General features: G+C 75.0%; 20 protein-coding genes, 2 tRNA genes and 1 pseudogene. 5 read left to right on the top strand and 18 right to left on the bottom strand.

Going from position 1 to position 25084, the window contains the following annotated elements:
* Nucleotides 1–49: 49 nt before the first annotated feature.
* A pseudogene (locus MF406_RS04120) lies at nucleotides 50–1177 on the top strand (recombinase family protein); the annotation flags it as partial.
* A gap of 613 nt (nucleotides 1178–1790) precedes the next feature.
* Here the strand turns inward: MF406_RS04120 and MF406_RS04115 are convergent.
* The 5 genes from MF406_RS04115 to MF406_RS04095 form a co-directional block, all read right to left on the bottom strand.
* Nucleotides 1791–1863 (bottom strand) — tRNA-Ala (locus MF406_RS04115).
* A gap of 169 nt (nucleotides 1864–2032) precedes the next feature.
* On the bottom strand, nucleotides 2033–3502 hold the full coding sequence (locus MF406_RS04110; protein ID WP_242896746.1) for a hypothetical protein: 1470 nt from the start codon (nucleotides 3500–3502) through the stop codon (nucleotides 2033–2035).
* 158 nt (nucleotides 3503–3660) lie between these two features.
* Nucleotides 3661–4272 carry a GNAT family N-acetyltransferase gene (locus tag MF406_RS04105; RefSeq protein WP_242896745.1) on the bottom strand — a complete coding sequence of 204 codons (612 nt, stop codon included), beginning with the start codon at nucleotides 4270–4272 and terminating at the stop codon, nucleotides 3661–3663.
* A 1-nt stretch (nucleotide 4273) separates the two neighbouring features.
* Nucleotides 4274–5488, bottom strand: coding sequence for a gephyrin-like molybdotransferase Glp (glp, locus tag MF406_RS04100; RefSeq protein WP_242896744.1), 1215 nt, complete (start codon nucleotides 5486–5488; stop codon nucleotides 4274–4276).
* Nucleotides 5485–6696: a UTP--glucose-1-phosphate uridylyltransferase gene (locus tag MF406_RS04095; protein ID WP_371744591.1), complete on the bottom strand. Its 1212-nt coding sequence runs from the start codon at nucleotides 6694–6696 to the stop codon at nucleotides 5485–5487. The genes glp and MF406_RS04095 overlap by 4 nt, the downstream gene beginning before the upstream one ends.
* Nucleotides 6697–6933: 237 nt before the next feature.
* Here MF406_RS04095 and MF406_RS04090 point away from each other — a divergent pair, with 237 nt between their 5' ends.
* Nucleotides 6934–7623, top strand: coding sequence for a 5-formyltetrahydrofolate cyclo-ligase (locus MF406_RS04090; RefSeq protein WP_242896743.1), 690 nt, complete (start codon nucleotides 6934–6936; stop codon nucleotides 7621–7623).
* Between the two features lie 9 nt (nucleotides 7624–7632).
* Here MF406_RS04090 and MF406_RS04085 read toward each other — a convergent pair whose 3' ends face one another.
* Nucleotides 7633–10341, bottom strand: coding sequence for a penicillin acylase family protein (locus MF406_RS04085; RefSeq protein WP_242896742.1), 2709 nt, complete (start codon nucleotides 10339–10341; stop codon nucleotides 7633–7635).
* A gap of 123 nt (nucleotides 10342–10464) precedes the next feature.
* On the opposite strand from MF406_RS04085, the gene MF406_RS04080 reads away from it, so the two are divergent.
* Nucleotides 10465–10815, top strand: a complete 351-nt coding sequence (locus MF406_RS04080; RefSeq protein ID WP_242896741.1) for an FmdB family zinc ribbon protein — start codon at nucleotides 10465–10467, stop codon at nucleotides 10813–10815.
* Between the two features lie 227 nt (nucleotides 10816–11042).
* On the opposite strand, the gene MF406_RS04075 is transcribed toward MF406_RS04080, so the two are convergent.
* The gene (locus MF406_RS04075) at nucleotides 11043–11540 is read right to left on the bottom strand and encodes an N-acetyltransferase (protein ID WP_242896739.1); all 498 of its coding nucleotides are present in this window, start codon (nucleotides 11538–11540) and stop codon (nucleotides 11043–11045) included.
* Between the two features lie 118 nt (nucleotides 11541–11658).
* On the bottom strand, nucleotides 11659–11880 hold the full coding sequence (locus MF406_RS04070; protein WP_242896737.1) for a hypothetical protein: 222 nt from the start codon (nucleotides 11878–11880) through the stop codon (nucleotides 11659–11661).
* A 132-nt stretch (nucleotides 11881–12012) separates the two neighbouring features.
* On the opposite strand from MF406_RS04070, the gene MF406_RS04065 reads away from it, so the two are divergent.
* Together MF406_RS04065 and mscL are read left to right on the top strand one after the other, a co-directional pair.
* The gene (locus MF406_RS04065) at nucleotides 12013–12687 is read left to right on the top strand and encodes an SAF domain-containing protein (protein ID WP_242896735.1); all 675 of its coding nucleotides are present in this window, start codon (nucleotides 12013–12015) and stop codon (nucleotides 12685–12687) included.
* 150 nt (nucleotides 12688–12837) lie between these two features.
* Nucleotides 12838–13239: a large conductance mechanosensitive channel protein MscL gene (gene mscL, locus MF406_RS04060; RefSeq protein WP_242896733.1), complete on the top strand. Its 402-nt coding sequence runs from the start codon at nucleotides 12838–12840 to the stop codon at nucleotides 13237–13239.
* A 120-nt stretch (nucleotides 13240–13359) separates the two neighbouring features.
* Here mscL and MF406_RS04055 read toward each other — a convergent pair whose 3' ends face one another.
* The 10 genes from MF406_RS04055 to MF406_RS04010 form a co-directional block, all read right to left on the bottom strand.
* Nucleotides 13360–13578, bottom strand: a complete 219-nt coding sequence (locus MF406_RS04055; protein WP_242896732.1) for a hypothetical protein — start codon at nucleotides 13576–13578, stop codon at nucleotides 13360–13362.
* Nucleotides 13579–13715: 137 nt separating this feature from the next.
* Nucleotides 13716–18134, bottom strand: a complete 4419-nt coding sequence (locus MF406_RS04050) for a hypothetical protein (protein ID WP_242896730.1) — start codon at nucleotides 18132–18134, stop codon at nucleotides 13716–13718.
* 554 nt (nucleotides 18135–18688) lie between these two features.
* A tRNA-Arg gene (locus MF406_RS04045) sits at nucleotides 18689–18761 on the bottom strand.
* 49 nt (nucleotides 18762–18810) lie between these two features.
* Nucleotides 18811–19500 (bottom strand): flavodoxin/nitric oxide synthase, encoded by a 690-nt coding sequence (locus MF406_RS04040; RefSeq protein WP_242896728.1) that lies wholly within the window; start codon nucleotides 19498–19500, stop codon nucleotides 18811–18813.
* Nucleotides 19501–19792: 292 nt separating this feature from the next.
* Complete coding sequence (locus MF406_RS04035; RefSeq protein WP_305852987.1) at nucleotides 19793–20140, bottom strand: type II toxin-antitoxin system PemK/MazF family toxin; 348 nt, start codon at nucleotides 20138–20140, stop codon at nucleotides 19793–19795.
* Nucleotides 20127–20357 carry a ribbon-helix-helix domain-containing protein gene (locus tag MF406_RS04030; protein ID WP_242896725.1) on the bottom strand — a complete coding sequence of 77 codons (231 nt, stop codon included), beginning with the start codon at nucleotides 20355–20357 and terminating at the stop codon, nucleotides 20127–20129. Before MF406_RS04030 ends, MF406_RS04035 begins: the two co-directional genes overlap by 14 nt.
* Before the next feature lie 149 nt (nucleotides 20358–20506).
* Entirely contained in the window at nucleotides 20507–22384 is a 1878-nt protein-coding gene (locus tag MF406_RS04025) for an alpha-glucosidase (RefSeq protein WP_242896723.1), read from the bottom strand.
* A gap of 13 nt (nucleotides 22385–22397) precedes the next feature.
* Nucleotides 22398–22634 (bottom strand): hypothetical protein, encoded by a 237-nt coding sequence (locus MF406_RS04020; protein WP_242896721.1) that lies wholly within the window; start codon nucleotides 22632–22634, stop codon nucleotides 22398–22400.
* A 438-nt stretch (nucleotides 22635–23072) separates the two neighbouring features.
* Nucleotides 23073–23294, bottom strand: coding sequence for a hypothetical protein (locus MF406_RS04015; RefSeq protein WP_242896719.1), 222 nt, complete (start codon nucleotides 23292–23294; stop codon nucleotides 23073–23075).
* A 187-nt stretch (nucleotides 23295–23481) separates the two neighbouring features.
* A complete protein-coding gene (locus tag MF406_RS04010) occupies nucleotides 23482–25083 on the bottom strand; it encodes a gamma-glutamyltransferase (RefSeq protein ID WP_242896717.1) in 1602 nt (533 codons plus the stop codon).
* Between the last annotated feature and the right edge of the window lies 1 nt (nucleotide 25084).

Here is a 25084-nt window from a genome sequence, read left to right as displayed (position 1 = left end):
GGGCAACACGCACCGTGACCCCGTCGGGTCTCGTCCTACAGCCACACCGATGGCTGCTCTCACGACCAACATCCACTCCCAGGCATCCGGGGGCGCGAGGACGAATCGCGTGAGAGGTAAGGACCCGATGACCACCGCAACAACTCCTGCTGCTGATCCGGCGGCCAGCCTGATCGACCCGCCCACCAGCACGGCAGCCGCCATCTCCTATCTGCGGGTCTCCACCCGTGAACAGGCGTCCAAGGGTGGCACCGACGAAGGGTTCTCCATACCCGCCCAGCGTGAGGCCGTGCGCCGCAAGGCCGGCCAGCTCGGTGCAACCATCATCGAAGAGTTCGTCGACGCCGGAGCCTCAGCGAAGTCCGCCGACCGGCCCGACCTGATGCGAATGATCCAGTACGTCAAGGCCAACAAAGTCGCCTACTGCATCGTCCACAAGGTCGACCGGCTTGCCCGCAACCGCGCCGACGACGTGACCATCCACCTTGCCCTCCAACAGGCCGGGGTCATGTTGGTCTCGGCCACCGAGAACATCGACGAGACTCCTTCGGGCATGCTGCTGCACGGCATCATGTCGACCATTGCGGAGTTCTACTCCCGCAACCTCGCTACCGAGGTCACCAAAGGCATGACACAGAAGGCAATCGGCGGTGGCACCCTTGGCAAAGCCCCCATCGGCTACCTCAACGTCCGCGTCCGCGACGACCAGGGCCGCGAGGTCCGGACCGTCGAACTCGACCCCGAACGCGCCCCCCTGATCGAGTGGGCGTTCAAGGCCTACGCTTCGGGGAACTGGACCGTCAGCCAGCTTCATGACGAACTCACTTCCCGTGGCCTGGTCAGTGTCCCCACTCCGAAGCGGCCACCGAAGCCGCTGGCGGTCTCCTCGGTCCATCGACTGCTGACCAACCCCTACTACAAGGGCGATGTCGTCTACCGCGGCACCCGCTACAAGGGGACCCACCCCGTGCTCGTCCCGCCTGAGGTCTGGTACCAGGTCCAGTCCGTCCTCACGGCCCACAAGAGTGCTGCCGAGGCGACCCAGGTCCATGACCACTACCTCAAGGGCACCGTCTATTGCGGACAGTGTGCGTCCCGGCTGATCGTGTCCAACGCCAAGAACCGCCACGGCAACGTCTACTGCTACTTCGTGTGCTCCGGACGGCACTCCAAGCGCACCGACTGCACGCGAGGGGCGATTCTGATCGAGGACGTCGAGAAGCTCATCGAGGACTACTACGCCCGGGTGCAGATCAGCCCCGCACAGCGCGATGCTTTGTCCGGGATGCTCCATCACGAGTTCGACCGGCTCATGGCCGCAGAGACCGATGAACTCGAACGCCTGACCAAGCACCGCGCCCGGCTCGAACACGAACAAGATCGGCTCATGCAAGCCCACTACTCCGACGCCGTGCCGCTGCCGGTGCTCAAACGAGAACAAGACCGCATACTCGGCGAACTCGACAGCCTCAACCGGCGCATCGACGCCCACCACGGTGACTACGCCGACGCTCGTGTCCATCTTGACGACGCGTTGAACCTGCTGGCCGACTGCGCCAACATCTACCAGCGGTGCGACGACGCCAACCGGCGCTTGTGCAATCAAGCTTTCTTCACCAAGGTCTACATCGACGAAGACGGCGAGCTTCGCGTCGAGAACAACCGCCCCTTCGAGATGCTCCTCGACCCCGAAGTGAACGCCAACGCGCTCAACTGGGTTCAGGACAACGACAAGGCCCGAACCCGAGCCAACGATTCCATTGGCAAGGGTTCGAGCCTTGTGCGTGGGGTGGAGCTAGCGGGATTCGAACCCGCGACCTTCTCATTGCGAACGAGACGCGCTACCAACTGCGCCATAGCCCCATGCTCGGTGAGCACGGACGAGTCTAGCACCGTCGGGACTGCCGGCACGAGCCGGACCGGCCACGCGCGGAAGCCCTCCGGCGGCTGCCCGCACAACGCCCGGTCCGCCCGCGCCGACGGACCTGGCCGGGGCGCCCGACCGGCGGTCGCCGGCGCCCCGAACCTCCGCTCACTCCCCCGCGGCTCGGCGGCGGGCGAGGACCGCGTCGAGGTCGAGGGCCGGTGCCTGCGGCACCACCTGCCCGGCCGCCGGTTGTGCCGGGGCCGGTGCCTGCGGCACCGCCTGCCCGGCCGCCGGTTGTGCCGGGGCCGCCGCCGTAGGCGCCGTAGATGTCGTCGGGCGGTGCGGGACCTGCCCCGCCGGCTGCACGTCCGGCTCGAACGGGGCCACGTCGCGGCGCGGGGCCGTCGGCTTCAGCGTGTATGACGGCGCCGGGACGGTCACCGGCGTCCAGCGCTCCTCCCCGGCGTGGCTGGCGACGGAGCCTGCGCGGCTGGTGGGACCGGCCGGTGTGTCCTCGGTCGGTGCGTCCTCCGCCGGCGCATCCTCGGCCTCCGTGCCTGCCGCCGGGTGACCTGCATCCGGTGCCGGGCGCGGGTCTTCGGCGATCGCGTCCTCGGCACGTCTCGCTTCGCTGCGGCCACCGGGCTCGGCGCCGGGCCGCGGCGTTGCAGGTGCGGCGGTCTCGGCCGTGCCGGCGGCCGGCCTGGCGGGTTCGGCCGGTCCGCTGCCGCTCGTCGGGTCCACGGCCGCGGTGTCAGACCTGGCCTCCGCAGTCGCCCCGGTGGCCCGTGCGGGCGCCGTCGTCGGCGAGGGGGTTGACGGCCGGGCAGGCGACGGGCTGGCCGGACCGTCCGCCGCATGGGTCGACGCCGAACGGACCACCGTGGCAGCGGTCGCCCCGGCCGCTCGGCGCTCTGCACTAGCGGTCTCCCGGGCGGTGCTGCGGCCGCGCGAACCACCCGCGACCGACCGGCCGTTCGTGACCGCCGTGCCACCAGCGGCACCCGCCGGCGCCCCGCGCCGCTCGGCCCGGACGGCGGCGGACCGGGAGGCCAGCGCGGTCAGGCGGGCCTCCAGCCGGGCCATCTCCGCGCGGTCGCGGCGGTCCCGCTCGGCGGCGGCGACGGCGGCGCGCCGGCCGAGCACGAGCACCGCAGCGAGCAGCAGGGTGGGGACGACGGCGAGGCCCCAGGCCAGCGACGTCAGGGCAACGCCGGCCCAGGCTCCGACGGTCAGGGCGAGCAGGACGACGGTGAGGACGAGGCGGCGGCGGGCCGCCGCGGCCCGGCGGGACACCCGGGCGGCGCGGGCCGCCCGGGCGGCCGCGAGCGCGCGGGCGTCCTGGGTGGCGCGCTCGGAGCGTGCGTGCGGCCGGTTCATCGGTCCCTCCGGACGTCGGGTCGGGTCGTGCAGGTAGGGCCGGGCCGCCGTCGGGCGGTGGTGCGCGGCGCCGTCGTCGCCGCTCCGCCGCTGCCGCGGGTCCGTCCCCGCGGTGGCCACGATGCGCAGGTCACCGGAGAACCGGTCCTCCACCCGGGAGTGGAGCAGCAGCTGACGGGTCTGCACCAGGTGCGGGAGCAGGTAGCCCAGGAGGATCAGGGTCACGGCGAGGAGGACGTACCCCTGAAGCTCCACGGGTCAACGCTAGGCGGGGCGGACCGCTCCCCCGGCGACCCGCCCCGGCGTGTCTTACACGGGTGTGTTTCGCCGTCGTTGCCGGTGCGGTCCAACCGTCCTCCGGCGGAGGTCCCGCCGTCGTCCGCCCCGCCCGGCCCCGGACCGCTCGGCCCGGCTCAGCGCGGCACCTGCCCGGCCGCCCGGAGGCGCCGGACCAGCCCGCCGGGCACCTCCTCGGCGGTGAGGGCGAAGCTGCGGTGGTCGCGCCAGTCGCCGTCGATGTGCAGGAACCGGCGCCGCAGCCCCTCCTCGCGGAAGCCGAGCTTCGCCACCACCCGCAGCGAGGGGCCGTTCTCCGGCCGGACGTTGACCTCCAGGCGGTGCAGGCCGAGGGCGCCCCAGGCGTAGTCGCACGCCGTCGCCACCGCCCACGGGGTGATCCCGCGGCCGGCCACGTGCCGGGAGATCCAGTACCCGACCGAGCCGGACCACAGCGCGCCCCGGACGATCGTCATGATCGACACCTGGCCGACCAGGTCGCCGTCGACCTCGACGACGAACGGCAGCCCCTCCCCGGAACGCCCCTGCCGGTCCTGACTGCGCAGGTAGGCGCCGAACGACGTCGGCGGCGCGCCGACCGGGGAGGTCGCGTCCCACGGCCGCAGCCAGGCGGCGTTCGCCGCGCGCAGGTCCAGCCAGGCCCGCCGGTCGCGGCGGCGCAGCGGCCGCAGCGTGACCGGGCCCTCCACCAGGGTGACCGGCCAGGTCCCGGCGGCGTCGGCGGGCACCTCAGGACTCCAGCAGCAGGCAGTGCAGCCGGTCCCCGGCGCGGACGTCGGTGACACCCTCGGGCACCACGGCGAGGGCGTTGGCGCGGGCCAGGGCGGAGAGCAGCAGGCCGGCCGGCGGGCCGGCCGGCTCGGCCCGGTAGCCCTCGGCCGGGGCGCCGGTGACCCGGGCCCGGACGAACTCCCGCCGCCCGGCCGGGGAGTACCAGCCGTGGCTGACGGCGGCCTCGACGGAGGGGCGGTACAGCTCGCCGTAGCCGGCCATCGCCCGCAGCGCCGGCCGGACGAACGCCTCGAACGCGACCTGCACCGCCACCGGGTCCCCGGGCAGCGCGAACAGCGGGGTGCCCTCGCCCACGTGGCCCACCCCGAGCTGGCGGCCGGGCCACATGGCCACGTTGTCGAACCGGACGGTGCCGAGCGGGGCGAGGACCTCCTTGACGGTGTCGTTGGCGCCGTAGCTCAGGCCCCCGGTGGTCAGCACGAGGTCGGCCCGGACGAGCTGGTCCTCCAGGGTCTCGCGCAGCGCCCGGTGCTCGTCGGGCACGGCGGCGACCCGGAAGGTGGTGGCGCCGGCGTCCTGGACGGCGGTGGCCAGGGCGTGGCTGTTGGCGTCGTAGACCTGGCCGGGGGCGGCCGGCCGGCCGGGCTCGACCAGCTCCTCGCCGATGGAGAGGATGACCACCCGCGGCCGGGGGTGGACGTCGACCCGGCCACGGCCGACGGCGGCGAGCAGGGCCACCTGGCGGGCGCCCACCCGCACCCCGGCGGGCAGGACCACCTCCCCGGCGCGCAGGTCCTCCGCCTGCCGCCGCACGTTCTCCCCGGCGGCCGCGGCCGTGCGCACGGCCACCTGCGCGGTCCCGAGGTCGGTCTGCTCGCCCGGGACGACGGCGTCCGCGCCGACCGGCAGCGGCGCCCCGGAGGCGATCCGCACCGCGGTGCCGGCCACCAGCCGGAGCCGGGCGGCGGCGCCGGCGCGGACCTCGTCGGTCACCCGCAGGGTGACCGGGGCGGCGGGGCCGGCGGCGGCGACGTCGGCGGCGCGCACGGCGTACCCGTCCAGGCCGGCCAGGTCGGTCACCGGCAGGTCGGCGTCGGCGACCACGTCCTCGGCGAGGATGCAGCCGACGGCGTCCGGCAGGGCGACGTCCAGCGGCGGCAGCTGGCCGACCGCGGCCAGGCAGGCCGCCAGGTGCTCCTGGACGCTCCTCACCGGGCGCTCGGGGCGGGCGGTACCGGGGCGGGTGCCGACGAGCCCGGCGCCACCGGGCCGGGCGGCACCGGGGCGGGCGCCGGCGGGGCGGAGGGCGCCGGGCCGGCGGGGCCGGTGCCGGACGGGTCCGAGCCGAGCTCGACCCGCCGCCCGGCCACGTACTGCTCCAGCCAGGCGGAGAAGTCCGGGCCGAGGTCCTCCCGGTCGACGGCCAGGCGCACCACCGCCTTGAGGTAGTCCAGCTTGTCCCCGGTGTCGTAGCGCCGGCCACGGAAGACGACGCCGTGCACCCCACCGCCGTCGGCCGGGTCCATCCGGGCCAGGGTCTGCAGGGCGTCGGTGAGCTGGATCTCCCCGCCCCGCCCCGGCTCGGTCCGCTCCAGCACGTCGAAGACCGCCGGGTCCAGGACGTAGCGACCGATGACGGCCAGGTTCGAGGGCGCCTCCTCCGGCGCGGGCTTCTCCACCAGCTCGGTCACCCTGGCCACGTCGGCCGCGTCCAGGTCGCCGACGGCGGCGCCCGGGGCGGGCTCGACGGCGGCGGCCCCGTAGAGGTTGATCTGCGCCGGGTCCACCTCGAGCAGGGCGACGACGGAGCCGCCCACGTGCTCGCGCACGGCGATCATGTCGGTGAGCAGCCGGTCGCGGGCGTCGATGAGGTCGTCGCCGAGCAGCACCGCGAACGGCTCGCCGGCGACGTGGTCGCGGGCCTGCAGCACGGCGTGCCCCAGGCCCTTCGGCTCGCCCTGCCGCACGGAGTGGACGTGGGCGAGGCCGGTGGGGGCCTGCACGACGGCCAGCCGGTCGCCGTCGTCCTTGGCCGCCAGCGCGGACTCCAGCTCGGGGGCGGCGTCGAAGTGGTCCTCGATGGCGCTCTTCCCGCGGCCGGTGATGAGCAGGACGTCGCGCAGCCCGGCGGCGGCGACCTCCTCCACGACGTACTGGATGGCCGGCTTGTCCACCACCGGCAGCATCTCCTTGGGGATCGCCTTGGTGGCGGGGACGAACCGGGTGCCCAGCCCGGCGACCGGCACGACGGCCTTGCGGACGGGGCCGCCGACCGCCCGGGCGGGGTCGGGCCGCTCGGTGCCGGTGCCGGTCGCCGCACGGGCCTGGCCGCCGCCAGGGGTGGGTCCGGCCGGCGCACGGTCGGGGCCAGGAACCTCGTGCTCGCGGCCGGCGGGGGTGGGGTCTTCTTCGGCTGCCATGGCCCGAGGTTATCCGCCGGTCGGTGGCCGTGGCGCCCCCGCTGCTGCCGGCAGGCGACGGCGGCCGGCGGCCGTGCCGCCCCCGGGCGTGCGACGGCGGCGCGCGCCCGGTCCGCCACCTCCCCGCCCGTGCGACGGCGGCGCGCGCCCGGTCCGCCGCCTCCCCGCCGGTGCGAGGACGGATCCCGCCGGCCGAACCGGTCGCCCCGGGGGGTGGCACCTGCGAGACTGGCCGGTATGCACCGCGCGCAGGTCGCCTTGCCCCCAACGGCGGGGTACGAGGTGGAGGACGCGAAGCAGGAGCTCCGGGCGGCTGTCCGGCGGGCTCGCTCGCGGCGGAGCGACGCCGAGCGGGCCGCCGCCGGCGAGCGGCTCGCCGTCCACGCCCTCGAGGCCGTCGGGGACGCCAGGTGCGTGGCCGCCTACGTCTCCCGGAAGGACGAGCCGAGCTCGTTGCCGACGCTGCAGGCGCTGCAGGACCGGGGCGTCCGGGTGCTGCTGCCCGTGCTCGGCCCGGGCCTGAGCCGGACCTGGGCGGAGTACCGCGACGCGGCGGACCTGCAGGTCCGGGCGCCGGGCCGGCCGCCCGAGCCGTCCGGGGAGGTCTTCCCGACCGAAGCGATCGCGGAGGCCGACGCGGTGCTGGCCCCCGCCCTCGCCGTCGACGCGGTGGGCACCCGGCTGGGGCAGGGCGGCGGGTGGTACGACCGGGTGCTCGCGCACGTGCGGCCCGGGGTGACGGTGTTCGCGATGATCTACGCCGAGGAGCTCATCGCCGACCGGCTGCTGCCCGCCGTCGAGCACGACCGTCCGGTCGACGCGGTGATCACGCCAGAGGAGTGGTTCCTGCTGGCGGGCTCGACGTTCCAGAGCGAGGTGCTGGCCGCCCGCTCGGCGCCCGTCCCGCCGCTGCGCAGCCGGCGCTGACCGGGCCCGCTACTCCGGCCGCAGCGTCAGCGTGTCGACCTCCGCCTCCTCCACCGCCTCCCGGGTGAACGGCCACGGGTAAGTCTCCCCCTCGGCCCAGGACCGGATCTGGTCGGTGTAGTGCCGCGACCCCGGGTGCCCGGAGGTGCCCGAGCTGAGCACCCAGGTCGAGGCGTCCAGGTCGGCCAGGTCCGCGACGAGGCGCACCGAGGGCCCGGAGGTGACGGTGAAGCTGACCCGGTCCCCGGCGTCCCGGGCGGCGGCGTCGTAGCCGGTGGCGTTGACCACCGAGCTCCCGCCCGGCACCGGCAGCGGGGCGGGGTTGACGAGGCGGCGCACCGGCCCGGGCACACCCTCCCCGCCGAGGACGAGGTGCTCGGCCCGGAACTGGTGCAGCTGGCCCCACTGCCAGCCGGCCGGGTCCTTGCCGAGGGTGTTCGTCAGCTGCTGGCGGGCGGTGACCATCGCCTGGCGCAAGATCTCGTCCCGGCCCTCGACGACGTTGACCGTGGTGCGGTCGTCCCACCAGGGGTTCTCGGGCTCCTCGAGCAGGTCGGTGACCACCCGCAGCCACCGCCCGCCGCCGTCGGGCGTCTGGGAGGTGGGCAGGTCGTCGGCGAAGGTGAGGGCCAGGAGGTTGGCCCACACGGCGTTGAAGTAGGCCGCGCCGGCCGAGCCGGTGGCGGTCGGGAACCCCTCGGCGGACCAGGTGCGCAGCTGGTCCACGGCCTCGGCGACGAAGTCGCTGTCGACGTCGACGCTGAGCAGGGCCGGGACGAGCGCGGGCCCGAACGGGCTGACGTCGTCGAGCATGATCGCGTTCATCCCGGCGACGTCGAAGGGCCGGTCCTCGGCGATCTGCTCCTCGATGAGGGTGCGGATGCGCTGGGCCCGGTAGCCGGCGTCCCAGTCGGTGGTGAGGAACGGCCCCGACCCGGGCGGGGCGACCGGCTGGTTCGCGGCCACGATGAAGCCCTCGGGCGGGTTGACCGCGGCCGGCATGTCGGCCGGGTCCACGAATCCCTGCCAGTCGAACCGGGAGTCCCACCCCGGCCGGGGCCAGGAGCCGTCGGCGGGGACGACGGCGTCCGGCACCTGGGCCCGGACCGGGACCTTGCCCGGGGCCTGGTAGCCGATGTCGCCGTCGGTGGTGGCGAAGACGATGTTCTGGCTGGGCACCTCGAACAGGGCGGCGGCCGCGGCGATGTCCGCCGCGTCCCGGGCCCGGTTGATCGCGAAGATCGCCTCCCCGGTGCGCCCGGGGAGCAGGGCGGTCCACTGCAGCGCCACGCCGTAGCCGGAGAACCCGGCCGGCGGGGCGCCCTCGGGCACCGGGACCGTGCCGGCGACCGCGGAGTCGGTGAGGACCTCGGAGATGATCGGGCCGTGCGCGGTGGTGGCCACGGTGATCACCCGCGGCGAGCCGCCGTTGACCTCGATCGTCTCCCGGCGCTCCTCCAGCGGCAGCCGGGCGCCGTCGCGCAGGTAGGTGCCGTCCTCGTAGAGCCGCTCCAGGGTGAGGTCGGTGACGTCGGCGCCGAGGTTGGTCAGCCCCCAGGCCAGGTCGGCGTTGTGTCCGATGACGACGCCGGGCAGCCCGGCGAAGCTGACGCCGGCGACGTCGAAGGTGCAGTCGGCGGAGAGCTCCACGCAGTGCAGCCCCACCTGGTACCACAGGTTCGGGGTCTGCAGGTTCAGGTGCGGGTCGTTGGCGAGGAGCGGGGCGCCGGAGAGGGTGTGGTCCCCGGAGACGACGAAGGAGTTCGAGCCGATCCCGTCGCCGGTGCCGAGCAGCTGGGGCACCGCGTCGAGTGCCTTGGCGCTGCGGGCGAGCGCGGCGGTGGCGGCGGGCGGCACGGGGTCGTCGGTGGTGCTGGGTGCCTGGTCGTCGCGGGTGGGGTTCCCGGACGCCGCCGTCTCCCCGGTCGGGTGCGCGGCCACCGTCGTCTCCGCGCTCTGCCCGGGGGCCGACGCCGCCGGGGCGTCGACGGGAGGCCGCCGCGCCGGGTCGGTGCCGTCGGGCAGGATCGGGGTGGTGACGTCGGCGGAGTAGCCGGGGTAGAGCTGCTGGACCCGGGCGAGGTCCCCGCCCACCGGCCGCAGCGCGGCGGCGCGGCCGAGCTCGTCCTCGAAGTTGCTGCGCAGGTCCCACGCCATCGCCTTGAGCCAGGCGAGGGAGTCCACCGGGTCCCACGGCTCGACCGGCGCCAGCGTGGTGGTCAGGCCCAGCACGGTGTACTCCAGGCCGAGCTCGGAGGCCTCCCGGGAGCGGAGGTAGGCGTTGACGCCGTCGGCGTAGGCCGAGTAGAGGTCGCGGGCCTCCTCGCCGAGCATCTCCCACTCCTGCTCGGCCACCCGCCGCCAGCCGAGGGTGCGCACGACCAGGTCGGCGCCCATCGCGGCCTCGTTCTGGCCGACCAGCTCGGAGAGTCGGCCGGCGGTGGCGTGCCGACGGTAGTCCATCTCGAAGAACCGATCCTGGGCGTGGACGTACCCCTGCGCGCGCATGAGGTCGGCATCGGTGCTCGCGTAGATCTGCGCCACCCCGCGCTCGTCCCGGAGCACCTCCACCTCGGCGTCCAGGCCCTCGAGGGAGACCGTCCCGCCGTGCTCCGGCAGCGGGCGCCGCACCAGCACCCCGACGAGCGCGGTGGCGGCGACGAGCACCAGCACCAGGACGGCGACGAGACCGATCACCACCTTCCGGGACGCTGACATCCGTTGCACATCGGCAGCCTATCGGTGCCCCTGCTCACAGCCCGGGGGCGCGCACACCGGAGTACGATTGGCACTCGTTGGGGCGGAGTGCCAGCATCTGCCCGTATCCCAAGGGAGGTTCGCGTGCCCACCTATGCCTACCGGTGCACCGTCTGCGGCAACGAGCTCGAGGCCAAGCAGTCCTTCACCGACGCCGCGCTGACCGTCTGCCCGGAGTGCGGCGGTGCCTTGCGCAAGCTCTTCTCCTCGGTGGGCGTGGTCTTCAAGGGCTCGGGCTTCTACCGCACCGACTCCCGCGCGAGCTCGGGCTCGGGGTCCTCCTCGTCAGCGAAGGAGCCGGCGGCGAGCACCTCCTCCTCCGGCGCCAAGGAGCCGGCGGGCGCCAGCACCTCGGCGACGTCGGGCTCGAACGGCTCCGCGGGGGCTGCGAAGAGCAGCTCCACCAAGCCGGCCTCCTCCGCCGCGGCTGACTGACCGGTCTCGGGCGGTTTCGCTGCCCGTACACCGGCCGTCGCCGGCCTTGGCTCGGCTGCCCTTGACGTCCCGAGCGTCCGAGCGGTAGGTCCTGACATGAGGTCTACGAGCGCTTGAAAGTGGGCCGGACGCATACTAGCTCGATAGCGGCAGGAAGCGTTCGCGCAGCCTGACCAACCTTCGCCTCCGAAGTAGATCTCCGTCGCGGTCAGTCTCCGGAGCGGATCTCATACGTCGCGCATGAGAACGACGGGAATGACAGCACCGGTCAGGCTTCGCCGATCTTCACGGCCGATGATCGCCATGCCGAGGTGCTCGTAGATCATGATGTTTCGGGTCTCGGCAGCGCGGACGCTGCACGACAACCCGCCCAGACCCATGTCCCGGGCAGCCCCACGCAGCGCCCGCACGAGCGCGGAAGCCAGACCCCGCCCGCGCGCCTCGGGCGAGACCGCGAGGCGGCCGAAATACAGCGTGCCGCCATCCGCGGTCCGGTACTTGACCATCGCGACTGCCTGACCACCGATCCGGGCGAGCCCCAGGCGAGTACCGGTGCTGAGCTCGGCACGCAGCGAGTCGGCAGTCTCGACCATGGCGCCGGACGCCTGTCCCTGGTGGCCGTACTCCACGAAGGCGCTGTGCATGACGACGATCGCCTCGTCGACCTGCTGCGTTCCGGCGTCGAGGTCGATACCGATCTGGTCAATCCAGACTCCCGTACTCACAGCCCGGCACGATACCCGTTGCTCGCCCCGACAATAGGCACTCGTGAGGATCCGCGGGATCGGCGGAGCAAGCTCCAGCCGCGTCGAGTGCCAGCGTCAGCCGTCTCCGGAGTGCATTTCAGTCGCGCGAGTCGTCTCCGGAGCAGATCTCGGGCATGTGGCACGCATTTTCTGCTCCGGAGCGCCTGTTGCTTCCGGTGAGCCGGTCGGCGAGCTCTCGAGCGGCGTCGACGAGCTCAGCCAGTCCAATGATGCGGAACGGCGCGTCGAACCGAAGAACGTAGGCGAGAAGGCCGGCCCACGAGAGTGCAGGACCGAGGCTGCCGGCCATCACCGCCACGCGATCCTGCCGTCCGCACCGCCGCACGCCTGGCCGTTCCCTGCCGTCCCCACCGCACCGGCGACTGACCGCCCCTCCACACGGCCCGGCCGCCGTCGCCCCCGGCGCCTTCCGCGTCCATAACGTGCCGCTATGCGCAGCCGCCGGACACCGCCTCCGCCCTCCCGGTCCGCGCCGGCCCGGCTGCGGCGGGCCCTGTGGCGCTGGCGCCACCTGCTCGTCGCCGGCTGCCTCGGCCTGGCGGCCACCATCACAGTCACCACGCTGGCGCCACCGGCCCCGGCCGGGCAGGCGGTCCTCGTCCTGGCCGACGACGCCGCGGCGGGTGCCGTCCTCGGCGCCGCCGACGTCGAGGTCGTCTCGGTGGCGGCCCGGGCCCTGCCCGCCGGCGTGCTGACCGACCCGGACGCCGCGACCGGCCAGGCCCTCGCCGTCGGGCTGCCCGCCGGCACCCCGCTGCTCCCGGCCATGCTCACCGGCCCGGGGCTGGCCGACGGCGCCCCGGCCGGGACCGTCGTCGTCCCGGTGCCGGTGGCCGACGCCGGCTCTGCGGCGCTCGCCCAGCCCGGCCATCGGGTCAGCCTCGTCGCCGCCGCCTCGGACGCCGCCGGGACGAGCGGCCCGGCGGAGATCGTGGCCCGCGACGTCGTCGTGCTCGCCGTGCGGGAGAGCGAAGCCGGCAGCGGCCTACTCGACGCCGGCGGCGGGCAGGCCACGGTCGTCTACGTCGCCGCGCCGCCGTCCGTCGCTACCCTGCTCGTCGGGTCGAGCGCGTGGGCGCCGCTGCGGGTCCTCCTGGAGGGCTGACACCAGCCGTGGGGCCGCGCGGGACACCTGCCGCCGGACGCGTGAGCCTCGCGCCGAGACCCGGCCTGGCGCGGCCAGCAGGAGGTTGGCCGCACCCGGCCGACGGCGCGAGCCGGGCGGCGGGGCGAGCACGAGGACGAGGGAGTGGGCATGCTGCAGGGCTTCAAGGAGTTCGTCTCCCGGGGCAACGCCGTGGACCTGGCGGTCGGCGTCGTCGTCGGGGCGGCGTTCGGCTCGGTGGTGACGGCGGTGGTGGACCGGTTCCTCAACCCGCTCGTCGCCGGGCTGGTGGGCAAGCCCAACTTCGACCACGTGCTGCAGTTCACGGTCGGCGGCGCGGTGGTCCAGCCCGGCGCGGTGGTCACGGCGCTGGTGAACTTCCTGCTGGTGGCCGCCGCGGTGTACTTCCTCGTGGTCGTCCCGATGAACCGGCTGGCCGCCCGCCGCCGGGTGGCCGACGCCGAGCCGGCGGCGCCGGCCGAGGACGTGCGGGTGCTCACCGAGATCCGGGACCTGCTCGCCGCCCAGCGGGGCACGGACCAGGCGCGCTGAGCCGGGCGGCCCGGCCGCCGGGTCAGCGGCGGCGCGGCCGCCGGCGCGCGGGCACCAGAGTGGCACCGGCGGGGGCACCGGGCCGGAGTCGGCCCAGGTAGCGGCGCCCTGGCGGCGCGGCTACCGGCGTCCCCAGTGCGGCGGGACGTCCCGCAGCAGCCGGTCGTCGTTAGGGCCGCGCGCGGCTGCCGGTGCGTCGCGTTCGTCCGGGGCGGCGTCGCCGCCGTGCAGGGCCTCCTCAGCCGAGGCGATCTCGCCGCTGTCCAGCCGGCGCCGGTCGACCTCGGAGAGAGCGACGACCCGCCGGTGGCGGCGGCGCGCGCCGCGCCCGCGGACCACCCCAGGCCTGGGAAGGTCGCCTGAGCCGGCGGGTTTCGCGATCGGGTCGCCGGTCCCCGCGGGCCCGGGCGGGTCATCCGTGCCGGCAGGCGTCCCGGGCGGCTCGTCCGGTCCGCCGAGAGCCCCGGGCGCGCCGGTCATCGCGGGCGCCGGCGCACCACGTGCCCGAGCACCGCGTCGACCTGGGCGCCCCGGCGGAGCAGGCCGAGCTCGCTGCGCAGCTCCTCGACCAGCGCGGCGTCGTCCCGGTCGGCGCCGTCGGAGACGATCCAGGCGAGCAGGTCGTCGAGCTGGTCGTCGCTGTAGGCGGCCAGCGGCAGCCCGCGGACCACCGGCGGGCGCGGCCCGCGCTCGCGCACCGGGACGGGCCGCCGCTGCGCCTCGCCGGCGCCGTCGGCGTCCCCGTCCGCGTCGCCGCTGGCGACACTCTCGTCGGCGCTCCGGGCGCTCTCGCCGCCACCGACGGCGGCAGCTGGGCCGCCGTCGCCGGTGTCGTCGGTGGGACGACCGGCGGACCCGGCCGTCCCGGCGCCCTCGGCGCCGTCGTCGTCGGCATAGGTGTGCGGCAGGGCGAGCTGGCGCGCGGCCTGGGCCTGGGCCGCCTCCTGCGCCGCGCGCCGCTCGGCGAGCACCTCCAGCACCTCGGCCAGAATCGCCTCGGCCTCGGCCTGGGGGTCCATGAACACGGCTGTCGAGAAGGCCATCCGCACCCGCCACCCGCGATCGATCAGGCGCTCGACCCAGTGCCGGTCCCGGCGGCGCAGGCTCGGCTCGACGACGTACTCCGCGTCGTCGGTCAGCACGGCGACCAGCAGCTCCCCGGGCAGCTCGGGGTGCCCGATCGCCAGCGGGATCCGCACCCCGCCGGGCAGGCCGTAGCGCGGCACCACGGTCAGGCCGAGGCGCCAGAGCCGCTCGGCGAGGTCGACGAGGAGCTGGTCGGGCTTCTCCTCCGGCGCCGCGGTGCCGGCCGCCGTCGGGAGCGTGCCGGTGGCGGCCTGGTCGATGAGGTCGGCGAGCAGCCGCGGGCCGGGCTGGCTGACCCGCTCCCGGTCGATCTCCCCGGGGCCGATGCAGCTGACCAGGACCAGCTGGTGGCGCACCGCGTCCAGCGCGTCGACCAGGCAGGCCATGCCGTCCGGGCCGGAGACCGGGCCGAAGGTGTGCAGCACCCGCCCGTGCGGGGTCTTGCCGTAGCCGACCGAGAGGATGACCACGTCGCGGCGCAGGCCGGCGGCGGCGTCGACCTCCAGGACCGTGAACGGCTCGGGCTGGTCCGGGGCGAAGAACCGGGCCACCGCCGGGCTGCCGCCGACGGCCGCGTCCACCGCCTCCCGGACCCGAGCGGCGTGCCGGGCGTTGACGGCGACGACGGCCAGCGAGCTCTCCGGCTGGCTCAGCGCGTGCTCGATCACCAGGTCGACCACGTGGTCGACCTCGCTCTGCACCGACTCCACCGCCGCCGCGCCGGGCGCCGGCATGCCGAGGCCCTCGACCAGGTCCAGCCGCATCCGGGAGGCCGACGGCGGGGCGGGCACCGAGCGGACCACCCCGCCGTAGCCGTTGGCCGCGAGGAAGGCGGCGATCCCCTCGTCCCGTTCGGCCCGGTCGGTGGGCAGCGGGACGGCCGGCAGCAGCGGGGCCAGCGCCCCGACCAGGCCGTCCCCGCCGCGGCGGGAGTCGCCGACCAGGACCACCTGGCCGGCGCGGGCGAGCAGCGCCACGGCCTGCTCCACGGGCAAGTGCTGGACGCCGTCGAGGACGAGCAGGTCCACGCTGGGGCCCTCGGGGATGAGCTGGCCGACGAGCATCGGCGCGACCAGCCGCACCGGCCGGACCGCGCCGGTGAGGTGCGGGAAGGTGGCCAGGGTCTCGCGCAGGTTGGCGCCGCGGTCCACCCCGAGGGCGTCGTAGAGCTGGGCGGCGTCCTGGCGGTGGTCGCGGACCGTGGCGGCGGCGCGGGCGGCGACGGCGCGGCGCACCGGGCCGGCGAGGGAGGACACCTGGTCGGCGTCGAGGGCGCGGAACCGGTCCGCGAGCGCCCGCAGCGCGGGCCCGTCGTAGCCGGCCAGGGCGGGGTCGGTGCGCAGGATCTGCTCCAGCACCGAGCTCCACCAGACCAGCTCCAGCTCGGCGCCGACCAGCGCGGTGGGCACCCGCCGCTCGGTCAGGTCCGCCACCAGGTCCCCCAGGCCGGCGGCCCGCAGCTGCCCGACCAGGGCGGTCCGCTCGGGCAGCAGCCGCAGCGCCGGGGAGTCCAGGCCGAGGGCCTTCATCTGCTCGGCGAGCTCGGGCAGCGGCAGGGTGAACAGGTCCGGCCGGCCGGCGCCGGTGCCGATGACCTCCTGCAGGGCCTCGACGTCGGCGCGGACCTCGGCCTCGGTGGCCCGGATCTCGGCCATCCCGTCCGGCAGCCGGGGCCACCCGCCGGAGGTGTCGTAGCGGCGCCAGATCTCCCGCTGCTCCTGGACCCGGACGAGCTCGGCGTGCAGGTCGGCGACCGGGCGGCCGGGGCGGAGCATGTCCTTGGCCTGCTTGCGCAGCCGGCGGCGCACCGCGCCCTTCATGGCGACGCCGTGCTCCTTGCGCCAGGCGCTGGTGGCGGTGGCGATGACCATGTCGGCGGCGGAGCGCTCGAAGATCTGCGGCAGGAAGACGTCCAGCGCCTCGGCGACGCCGTCGAGCATCCGCAGCTGCTCGCCCCAGGCCGCCAGGGTGGTGGCCGGCTCCAGGCCGGTCTGGGCGGTGACCCGCTCGGCCTGGCGGAGCAGGGTGGGCAGGGTCAGCTCGCCGAGCCGCTGGGTGCGCTCCAGCGCGGTGGAGGCGGCCGGGGCCTCGGTGAGGTTGGCGCCGTACCAGGGGGTGTCGTGCGGGCGCAGGGTGAAGGCGCCCAGCGCGGCGGCGCGGACCAGCCGGTCCCGCGCCTCCTCCCGCCCGCCGGCCAGGCCGCGCAGGGTGGCGGCGTCCAGCCGCACCCGGGAGCGGGGGGCGGGGCGGGCGGAGGTGAGCCGGGCCAGCGCCTGCAGCGCGTCGTAGGCGGAGACGCCCCACGGCTCGTGGTCGGCGTGCAGGCCGGCGATGTAGTCGCTGAGCCGGCCCCGGACGGTGGTGAGCTCGGCGCGCAGGGCCGCCAGGGCGTCGTCGTCGACGGCCACGTCCGCCGGGGTCAGCCCGGCCCGCAGCCGGTCCGCGGCGGCGGTGCGCCACCGGGCGTCGGTGGACAGGTCCAGGACGAGCTCGTCCAGGCCCAGCTCGGCCATCCGCTGGAGCAGGGCCTTGCCGGTGCGGCGGGTGCCGGGGACGTACAGGGCGGTGCGGCCGGAGGCGGCGGCGTCGGCGAGGACCGCGGCGACGGTGCCGACCACGTCGGCCCCGGGCGGGGCGTCGAGGAAGACGTGCGCGCCGGCGGCCACCGCGTCGACGGCGTGGGCCTGGTCGACGTCGAGGTCCCCGGCGCCGCGCTCGGCGGCGGGGTCGCGGTCGGTGGGGACGTGCTCGGGCAGGGGGACGTCGAGCTCGGCCCGGGCGCCGTCGTCCCCGGCCAGGGCGGCGACGACGGTCGAGCCGGGCAGGTACGGGCCCATGTGGTCCAGGTCGTCGACGAGGACCTGCCCGGGGTGGACGAAGGGGCCGACGACGATCCGCTCGGCCAGCTCGAAGCCGGGCAGGTGCTCGGCGCCGATCTCGGCCAGCCGGGCCAGCGCCGGCCGGGGGGTGAAGCCGTTCGCGGTGACCGCGGCGCGGGCGACCGCGCCGACGTCGAGCTGGACCCCGGCCGCGCGCAGCGCCCGGACCAGGACGGGGTTGACCTCGATGGCGGGCTCGAGGTTGATGTCGAAGTCGGCCTCGCCCGGGTGGGTGGCGAGCCGCACGGCGCGGAGCAGGACCGGGGCGTGGACGGTGCGGACCCGGGTGGGGGCGGGGGTGTCGGTGGGGGCGGGAGTCGGGTCGCCGGCGGGGGCCGCGGTGGCGGCCGGGGCGCCGGTGGCGGCCGGGGCGCCGGTGGGCACCGTTCCACCGGCCGCGGTGTCGGTGGGGATCGGGGCGCCGTCGACGGGGCCGGTGGGCGCCGCGCCGCCGTCGGGAGCGGCGGGCACGCCGTCGGGCACCGGGGGCATGCCCGCGGCGGAGGTGTCCGGGCTGGGGGCGGACGCCGCGCTGTCCCGGTGGGTGGCGGCGTGGTCGGCGTGGGCGCCGGCGGGGTCGGCGGAGGCCTCGAGGGTGAGGTTGCCCGTGTCGGTGGGGTCGGGGGCGGGGGCCTCGGGCAGCACCGTCCAGGTGGCGACGCCGATGGCGAGGTAGGTCGGCACGACGCCGTAGCGGTGGGCGAGCTCGTCGGTGCGGGCGCGGACGGTGCGGGCGGCCCGGCGGGCGGTGATCTGCGCGCCCGGCTCGCGGACCAGGTTGCTGAGCCGGGTGGTCCGGCCGGCGTAGAGCTGGGCGATGCCGGAGGGGTGGGCGGCGGTGAGGTCGATGACCGCGTCGCCGAGGAGGGTGATGTCGGCGAGCGTGCTGGCCCCGCCGAGCTCGACGAGCCGGGCCCGCCACCGCGCCACGGCGGCGTCGACGGCGGCCGCGCGGGCCGGGTCGGCCGGCCGGGGTCGTCGCCCAGGTGCGCGACGAACATCCCCAGGATCGCCAGCCCGCGGGCGGCGTGGCTCCCGCCGGGGCGGCCGGCGCGGGCGGGGCGGCCGCCGTCGCGCGGTCCAGGGTGGCGGGGGTGGCGCGGCCCTGCGCCGCCGCGTGGCGCCGGGCCCCGCCGCGAGGGAAGAACGCAGGAGGAGTCACGTCACCACGGTAGGCAGGACGGGCGCCGTCGGCGGGGACGCCGCGCCGAGGGACCGCCGGGCGATCCGGAAATGGACGGACGGACCGCGGCACGCAGGGGGGCGGGCGCCGCGATCCGTCCGCCGGACATCATGTCGGCCCGCCTGGTCCGCGGTCAAACAGCTCTGCGGCCCTGGGGACGTCCTGAGGACGGGGTGAGGACCGCCGGCAACCCTGGGGACCGGCGGGGGCGGGTGCGCCGGCGCTCCGGGCCGTGCGCCGGGGGCTCCGAACGTGGCGTCGGCGCGCCCTGACGCGGTTCCTGGCGCAGCGGCCGGGGCTGTGCCCTCGGGCAGATTCGAACTGCCGACACCCGCTTTAGGAGAGCGGTGCTCTATCCCCTGAGCTACGAGGGCGGGCGGCCGGTTTGGGCCGCGACGACCTAGCGTATCGGGACGACCGCGCCTATCGGGGCGAGCCCGGTGCCGATGGGCCCGTGCCCGACGCCGGTCGGCCGGTCCGCGGCGCTGATCGGCCGGTACCGGGAGTCTCGGTACGACCGCGTGCGCCCGTCGCCCCGGCGTCTTCCGGCAGGAGCGGCAAGGCTCGGAGCAGCGTGGCCAGGTACTCGCCCCAGGCCCGCGCCCGGTCCAGCTCGCCGGGGAGCAGGGGCCCGGTGTAGCCGTCGACGGTGAACGTCGCGGGTTCGGTGACGAGGCTGAGGCCCAGTTGGCGCAGCCGCCGGGCGATCGCGTCGGCGGCGTGGCCGGGCAGGTTCCGCCGCAGCACCCGGGTGTCGAACACGGCCGCGGGCAGCCCTCGGCGGGCGGGCGTTGCCCCGTCGGCAGGCAGTGCCGCAGGGGCACCGGCGTGTTCCAGCCACTCCCGCACGCCGATGGTGGTCGAGAGGACGCCGGTGCCGGTGCGGGCGGCGGCGTCGCTGCGGGTGGTCGGCCGGCTCAGGCCGAACGCGTGCGTGGGCGCACCGATCACCAGCAGGTCCGCGTCCACGGCCGCGAGCGCCGGTGCCGTGCCGACCTCGATGACGTCGACGGCGTCGCCGGGCGCCACCCGCGCCATTCCGGTGGCGACGGCCTCGGCCACCGCGCGCGTGTTCCCGAACATCGACTCGTACACGACCAGTGCGCCGCCCAAGGCTCCGCCCTCCCTCGCTGGCCGGCGGACCCCTTCACGGTGGCACGGCGGCAGGGCCGGCGCACGGTGACGAAGGTCCCTGTCCGCCGTCGAGCTCGAAGCTGCCGACCCGCACCCCGACCTCGCAAGCGTGGCCGCAGAATCCCGTCCGGCCCGTCCTGCCCGACCCCGGGTCCCGGGCAGGCATCCTGGCTGCAGCCGCACGCCGTCGCTCACCAAGCCGGTGGGCGAGCGAGGGAAGCGCACCTCCGGGGACCGGCGTGTCGGCTGGGAGCTCCTGGCTCGCCTTGTTCTACAGCTGTAGGTGCAGGCGGATGGCGTCGGCAAGCGCGGTCATCCGGGACGGCGGCAGCCGTCCCACGACCGGTCCGATGCGCTCGACGGCGACCGACCGGATCTGCTCGGCCTGGGCCTTGGAGTCCACCCGCAGTCCGGTGGCCGCGGCCGGGAGCAGCGTCTGGAACGGGTATATCCGCGCAACGCTGCTGGTGATCGGAACGATGGTCACCACGCCGCGCCCCAGGCGCTCGGCGACGGCGTTGGCGCGGTCGTTGCTGACGATGACGGCGGGCCGGCGCTTGTTCGCCTCGCTACCACGGACCGGATCGAGGTCGGTCAGGCGGATCTCACCGCGGCGCATCAACCAGCCCGTCGCCGGCGGTGGCGTCCCAGGCCGAGCTCTCTCCGGAAGACTCCCACTCGTCCCACGCCGCCGCGTAGTCCTGCTCGAGGTCTGGGTCGCCCAGCAGCCTGATGGCATGCTGCACGACTGCGGACCGGGACCTCAGCCCGGTGGCCCGGGCGTACTTGTCCAGCGAGGCCACCTCGTCGGCGGACAGGCTCACGCTCAGCTTCACCCACCCATGCTACCGCGGTAGCACGGGTAGTACTACCTTCGCCCAGGTGGCGGTCACGCCCGCCGCCCCTGTCCCGCACCAGCATCCAATCTCATCCCCGGTAGACCCGAGATCCCCAGCTCATCCCGGGCAGACCCGAGATCCCCCGATCACCCCAGGTAGACCCGCGACTCCCACGGCGCCAGCCGCACCCGCTCCCCCTCTGCGGGGTCGCCGTCGTCGTGCGTCCCGAGCAGGACGGTGCCGGCGAGGGTGGCCGCGTGCCCGGGCAGGTCCACCGCCACCGGCTCGCTGGACATGTTCGCCACCACGAGCAGCACCTCGCCCGGCGCGCCGGTGCCCGGGTCGGCGGTGCGGGTGTAGGCGAAGACCTGCTCGTGGTCGGGCAGCAGCAGCGCGAACCGGCCGTCGACGACGAGGTCGAGGGTGTGCCGCAGCTCGATGAGCCGGCGGTAGTGGTGGAAGACCGAGGCCGGGTCCGCCGTCGCCGCGGCGGCGTTGATCTCCTCGTGGTTGGGGTTGACCGCCAGCCACGGGGTGCCGGTGGTGAAGCCGGCGCTCGGGGAGCTGTCCCACTGCATGGGGGTGCGGGCGTTGTCCCGGGAGACCGGGCCGATGCCGGCCATCACCTCCCCGTCGGACGCCCCGCCGGCGACGGACTCGTTGTAGTGGTTGAGGGTCTCGATGTCCTGGTAGTCACCGATCTGGGCCCAGCCCACGTTCGTCATCCCGAGCTCCTCGCCCTGGTAGACGTAGGGGGTGCCGCGCAGCATGTGCAGCACCGTCCCGAGGGTCTTGGCCGAGGCGACGCGGTGCGCCGGGGAGTCGTCGCCCCACCGGGAGACGATGCGGGGCTGGTCGTGGTTGTTCCAGTACAGGGAGTTCCAGCCGGCCTCGGCCAGGCCCTGCTGCCAGGCGGCGAGGTTGGCCTTGAGGTCGGGCAGGTGCAGCGGCTGCAGCCCCCACTTGCCGGTCGGGCCGTGGTCCAGGCCCACGTGCTCGAAGGTGAAGACCATGTCCAGCTCGCGGTGCGCCGGGTCGGTGACCGAGCGGGCCAGCTCCAGGGTCACGCCGGGCATCTCCCCGACGGTCAGCAGCGCCTCGCCCGCCCGGCTGCCGGCGGCGAGGACCTCCCGGTGCATCTCGGCCAGAAACTCCTCCAGCCGCGGGCCGTTGGTGTAGAACGGCGAGCCGTCCCCGAACCGGCCGCCGCCCGTGTCCGGGCCCACCACGCCGTCGGGCAGGGACCCGTCCGGCCGGACGTCCTTGGAGATGAGGTTGATGACGTCCATCCGGAACCCGTCCACCCCGCGGGCCACCCACCAGCGCATCATGTCGTAGACCGCGCGGCGAACCTTGGGGTTCTCCCAGTTCAGGTCCGGCTGCTTGCGGGCGAACAGGTGCAGGTAGTACTCCTCGGTCGGCTCGTCCCAGGCCCAGGTGGAGCCGGAGAAGAAGGAGTGCCAGTTGGTGGGCTCGCCGCCGGTCTCCCCACCGGTGTAGCCCGGGCGCGGGGAGCGCCACCAGTACCAGTCCCGCTTGGCGCTGTCCCGCGCAGCCGCGGACTCCACGAACCACGGGTGCTCGTCGGAGGTGTGGTTGACCACCAGGTCCATGACCAGCCGCATGCCCCGCGCGTGCAGGCCCTCGACCAGGGCGTCGAGGTCCTCCAGGGTGCCGAAGGTGGGGTCGATGGCGTGGTAGTCGGAGATGTCGTAGCCGTTGTCCGCCTGCGGGGAGGCGTAGATCGGGGAGAGCCAGACGACGTCGACGCCCAGGTCGTGCAGGTAGTCCAGCCGGCTCAGCACGCCCGGCAGGTCGCCCACGCCGTCGCCGTCGGAGTCCGCGAAGGAGCGCGGGTAGACCTGGTAGACGACGGCGGTGCGCCACCAGGGCCGGTCGGGCGCGGTGCGGTCCTGGGTCTCGTCGAGCGCGGTGGGGTCCGGGGCCGGGTCTGTGGCGGTGCGGTCCTGGTTCCGGTCGGGCGCGGTGAGGTCCTGAGGCCGGTCGGCCGGCTGGTCCGTCATCTGCCGGATCCTCTCACGACGGCCGCGCCGCCCACCGCCGGGACGGCGCCCGACCGGCCCGGCGGACGATGGCCAAGCGGTGCAGCGTCCGGTACGGCACCACCCAGCCCTGCCGGGCGAGGAGCTCGTGGATCTTCACAATCGACAACCCCCGGCGGTCCTTGCCCTGACCGGCCACCCAGGCCCGGATCTGCTCCTCCCTCGCGAGCAGGGCGGCCTCCCACGCCGGGCCGTGACCGTTCGGGCGCACCGGTCGCACCGCGGCCACCACCGCCCCGACGAGCGCGTCATCGACCGCTCCCGGCCCCGCCCCGCGGCCTGGGCCGCCTGGACGTAGCGGCGGGCGGTCTTGCGGTCCACCCCCGCCCGCTCGGCGACCGTGCGCAGCCCGGCCCCCTCCAGCCAGCCCGCAGCACTTCCCTGACCTCAACCACATCGACCTCCCGGAATCCCATGCCCGCGAACCTCCGCGCCGACAACACTGAAGCAGCGATCAACGAGCCATCGAGGCGACCACCGGCAAGGCGCGCCGGATGGTCCCATGACTGGCAACCCAGGTGGTCCCATGAACCTGGCAGAAAACGGCTCATAGCGGTCCCATGCTCATGGCAGCGACACCTCGGGCGTGAGGCCGCACGCCGAGCGTCTCGAGACGCCAGTCCTCGTGCGAGTCCGAGGTCTGGGCAAGTCAGTGGATGCGGTCGCCGTGCAGCGCCACAATCTGCTCCACCACCTCTGGTGCGGGTTCGGGGGCATCAGGCGGAAGAAGCGCCACCACACCGGCGAGGTGTTCGGTCACGCCCACGACTCCGTGCTCGTGAGCGTGGCCGAGATAGAGCAGCTGCAGCTGGCGCAACCGGTGTGTGAAGTCGGCCTCCGGAACGACATAACGCATCCACGGGTAGTGCATGAACGCCTCAGCGAGGCTGTCCGCTGCCTCGGCGACCTCCTCTATCGAGGCAAGACGTACGGCGCTGGTCCACGACAGCCGGCTCGAGCCTCCGTCAGCCTATGCTCGGCGACGAGCCCGCCCTGCCCCCCATCGGAGGACGTGGCACGCCACTGCACCGACGTGGGATCTCCCGTCAGGCCTCGCGTCACGCCGCGACCGCCACCCCCATCCGGCGCGGGTCGCCGCACGAACGCATCTCGCCGGTCGCCTGATCGATCGTGATGCCGTCGAAGTTCCCGGTCATCGAGTTCCACGGCCCGATCTCGCGTGTCCAGAGTCGGTTCCGGCCCGCCCACCGCTGCACGTCCGCGATGACCGAGTCGGGGAAGCCGGACTCGAGCGTGGTGCCCGGGACCCACCCGCGGGCCGGATCGTGCGGACGCGCGCCGAAGCGCGGTTCGACGACGCTCTGCTCGATCGTCATGCCGAAGTCCATGAGGTTGACGAGGTTCTGCAGCACGCACGCCACCAGCGACACCGACGGCGAGCCGGAGGCGATCACCGGCGCCCCGTCGCGGAGCACCAGGCTCGGCGCGAGATAGATGGTCGCCCGCTCGCCCGGTTCCGGCATCACGCGCTGGAAGAACGAGCCACCGCCGGCCAGCTGGAATCCCTCGGCGTACAGGCCGTTCACCCAGGGCGAGGCCATGTGCGAGTGTGTGAGCGTCGCGACGTTGTGGTCGGCGTCGACGACCGAGAGATGGATGGTCCCCGGGGTCGGCGGTGCGGCGCCCGCGGGAGCAGCGAGCGTGTCGAGCAGGGCGAAGCGCTGACGGGCGTACTCCTTGGACAGCAGCACCTCCATCACGCGCTCCTGCTCACGGAACCGGCGTTCGCGGGGCGGGGCGTAGTAGACCGCGTTGTGGACGGCGATCAGCGCGGAGAGCGTCTCGGGCGACGCACTCGCGGGCCCGAGTGCCGCGAGGTCGAGCTGCTCGAGGATGTTGAACGCCTCGACGAGCTGGAGCCCGCCGTCGTCGGGCGGTGCCGACCCGATCAGCTCGAACCCGCGGTACGTGCCCCGCACGGGATCGGCCCACTCGACCTCGTACGCCTCGAAGTCGGCGACGGTGATGACTCCGCCGTCCGAGTCGCTCGCCGCGCAGAAAGCGCGCGCGAAGTCGTCCAGGTAGTAGTCCATGCCCTCGTCGCGCAAGCGCTCGAGGGTGCGCGCCACGCGCTCCTGCACGAGCGCCTGCCCCGGTCCGATGAGCGAGCCGTCCCGGAAGAACATCTCGCGCGACTGCGGGTTGCGGCCGAGGTTCTGTCTGGCGTGGTACATCTCCCCGTACAGATAGGGCGAGACCGCGAACCCCTCTCGGGCCACCTCGATCGCCGGGGCGAGCAGGCGCCCGATCGACTTGGTCCCGAAGCGCTCCTGCGCGGCGGCGAAGGCCGGCCACCAACCCGGCACGGGCACCCCACGCGCACGGGTGAGGTCCGCACCGCCGAAGTCCGGCAGCTCCGCGAGCGGCGCGTTGATGTTGCCCGAGAGGTACGCCGCCCGCCCACTGGACGCCTCTCGATAGACGAGGGAGATGCCGCCGGTGATCGAGGTCATGTGCGGCTCGGTCACGAGCTGGGTCGCCGCCACCGCCAACGCCGCATCGAGCGCGTTCCCGCCCTCGCGGAGCACGGCCGCCCCGGCCTCGACGGCGATCGGCTCCGAGCTGACCACCATCCCGCGGGTCCCGGTGGCGACGGTCTTGGCACCGAACCGACCGGGGGTCGCATACTCACTTCTCAAG

The organism is Georgenia sp. TF02-10, from assembly GCF_022759505.1.
In the GTDB taxonomy this organism is placed as follows: domain Bacteria; phylum Actinomycetota; class Actinomycetes; order Actinomycetales; family Actinomycetaceae; genus TF02-10.
Note: the sequence above shows the minus strand (reverse complement) of the source record. Positions and strands in the feature narration are given on the sequence as shown.

Excerpts from the sequence above, each read along its gene's own strand:
- mscL (WP_242896733.1), top strand. The coding sequence starts at position 12,838 with ATGCTGCAGGGCTTCAAGGAGTTCGTCTCCCGGGGCAACGCCGTGGAC.
- MF406_RS04065 (WP_242896735.1), top strand. The coding sequence starts at position 12,013 with ATGCGCAGCCGCCGGACACCGCCTCCGCCCTCCCGGTCCGCGCCGGCC.
- MF406_RS04090 (WP_242896743.1), top strand. The coding sequence starts at position 6,934 with ATGCACCGCGCGCAGGTCGCCTTGCCCCCAACGGCGGGGTACGAGGTG.
- MF406_RS04025 (WP_242896723.1), bottom strand. The coding sequence starts at position 22,384 with ATGACGGACCAGCCGGCCGACCGGCCTCAGGACCTCACCGCGCCCGAC.
- MF406_RS04015 (WP_242896719.1), bottom strand. The coding sequence starts at position 23,294 with ATGCACTACCCGTGGATGCGTTATGTCGTTCCGGAGGCCGACTTCACA.
- MF406_RS04035 (WP_305852987.1), bottom strand. The coding sequence starts at position 20,140 with ATGCGCCGCGGTGAGATCCGCCTGACCGACCTCGATCCGGTCCGTGGT.
- MF406_RS04085 (WP_242896742.1), bottom strand. The coding sequence starts at position 10,341 with ATGTCAGCGTCCCGGAAGGTGGTGATCGGTCTCGTCGCCGTCCTGGTG.
- MF406_RS04095 (WP_371744591.1), bottom strand. The coding sequence starts at position 6,696 with ATGGCAGCCGAAGAAGACCCCACCCCCGCCGGCCGCGAGCACGAGGTT.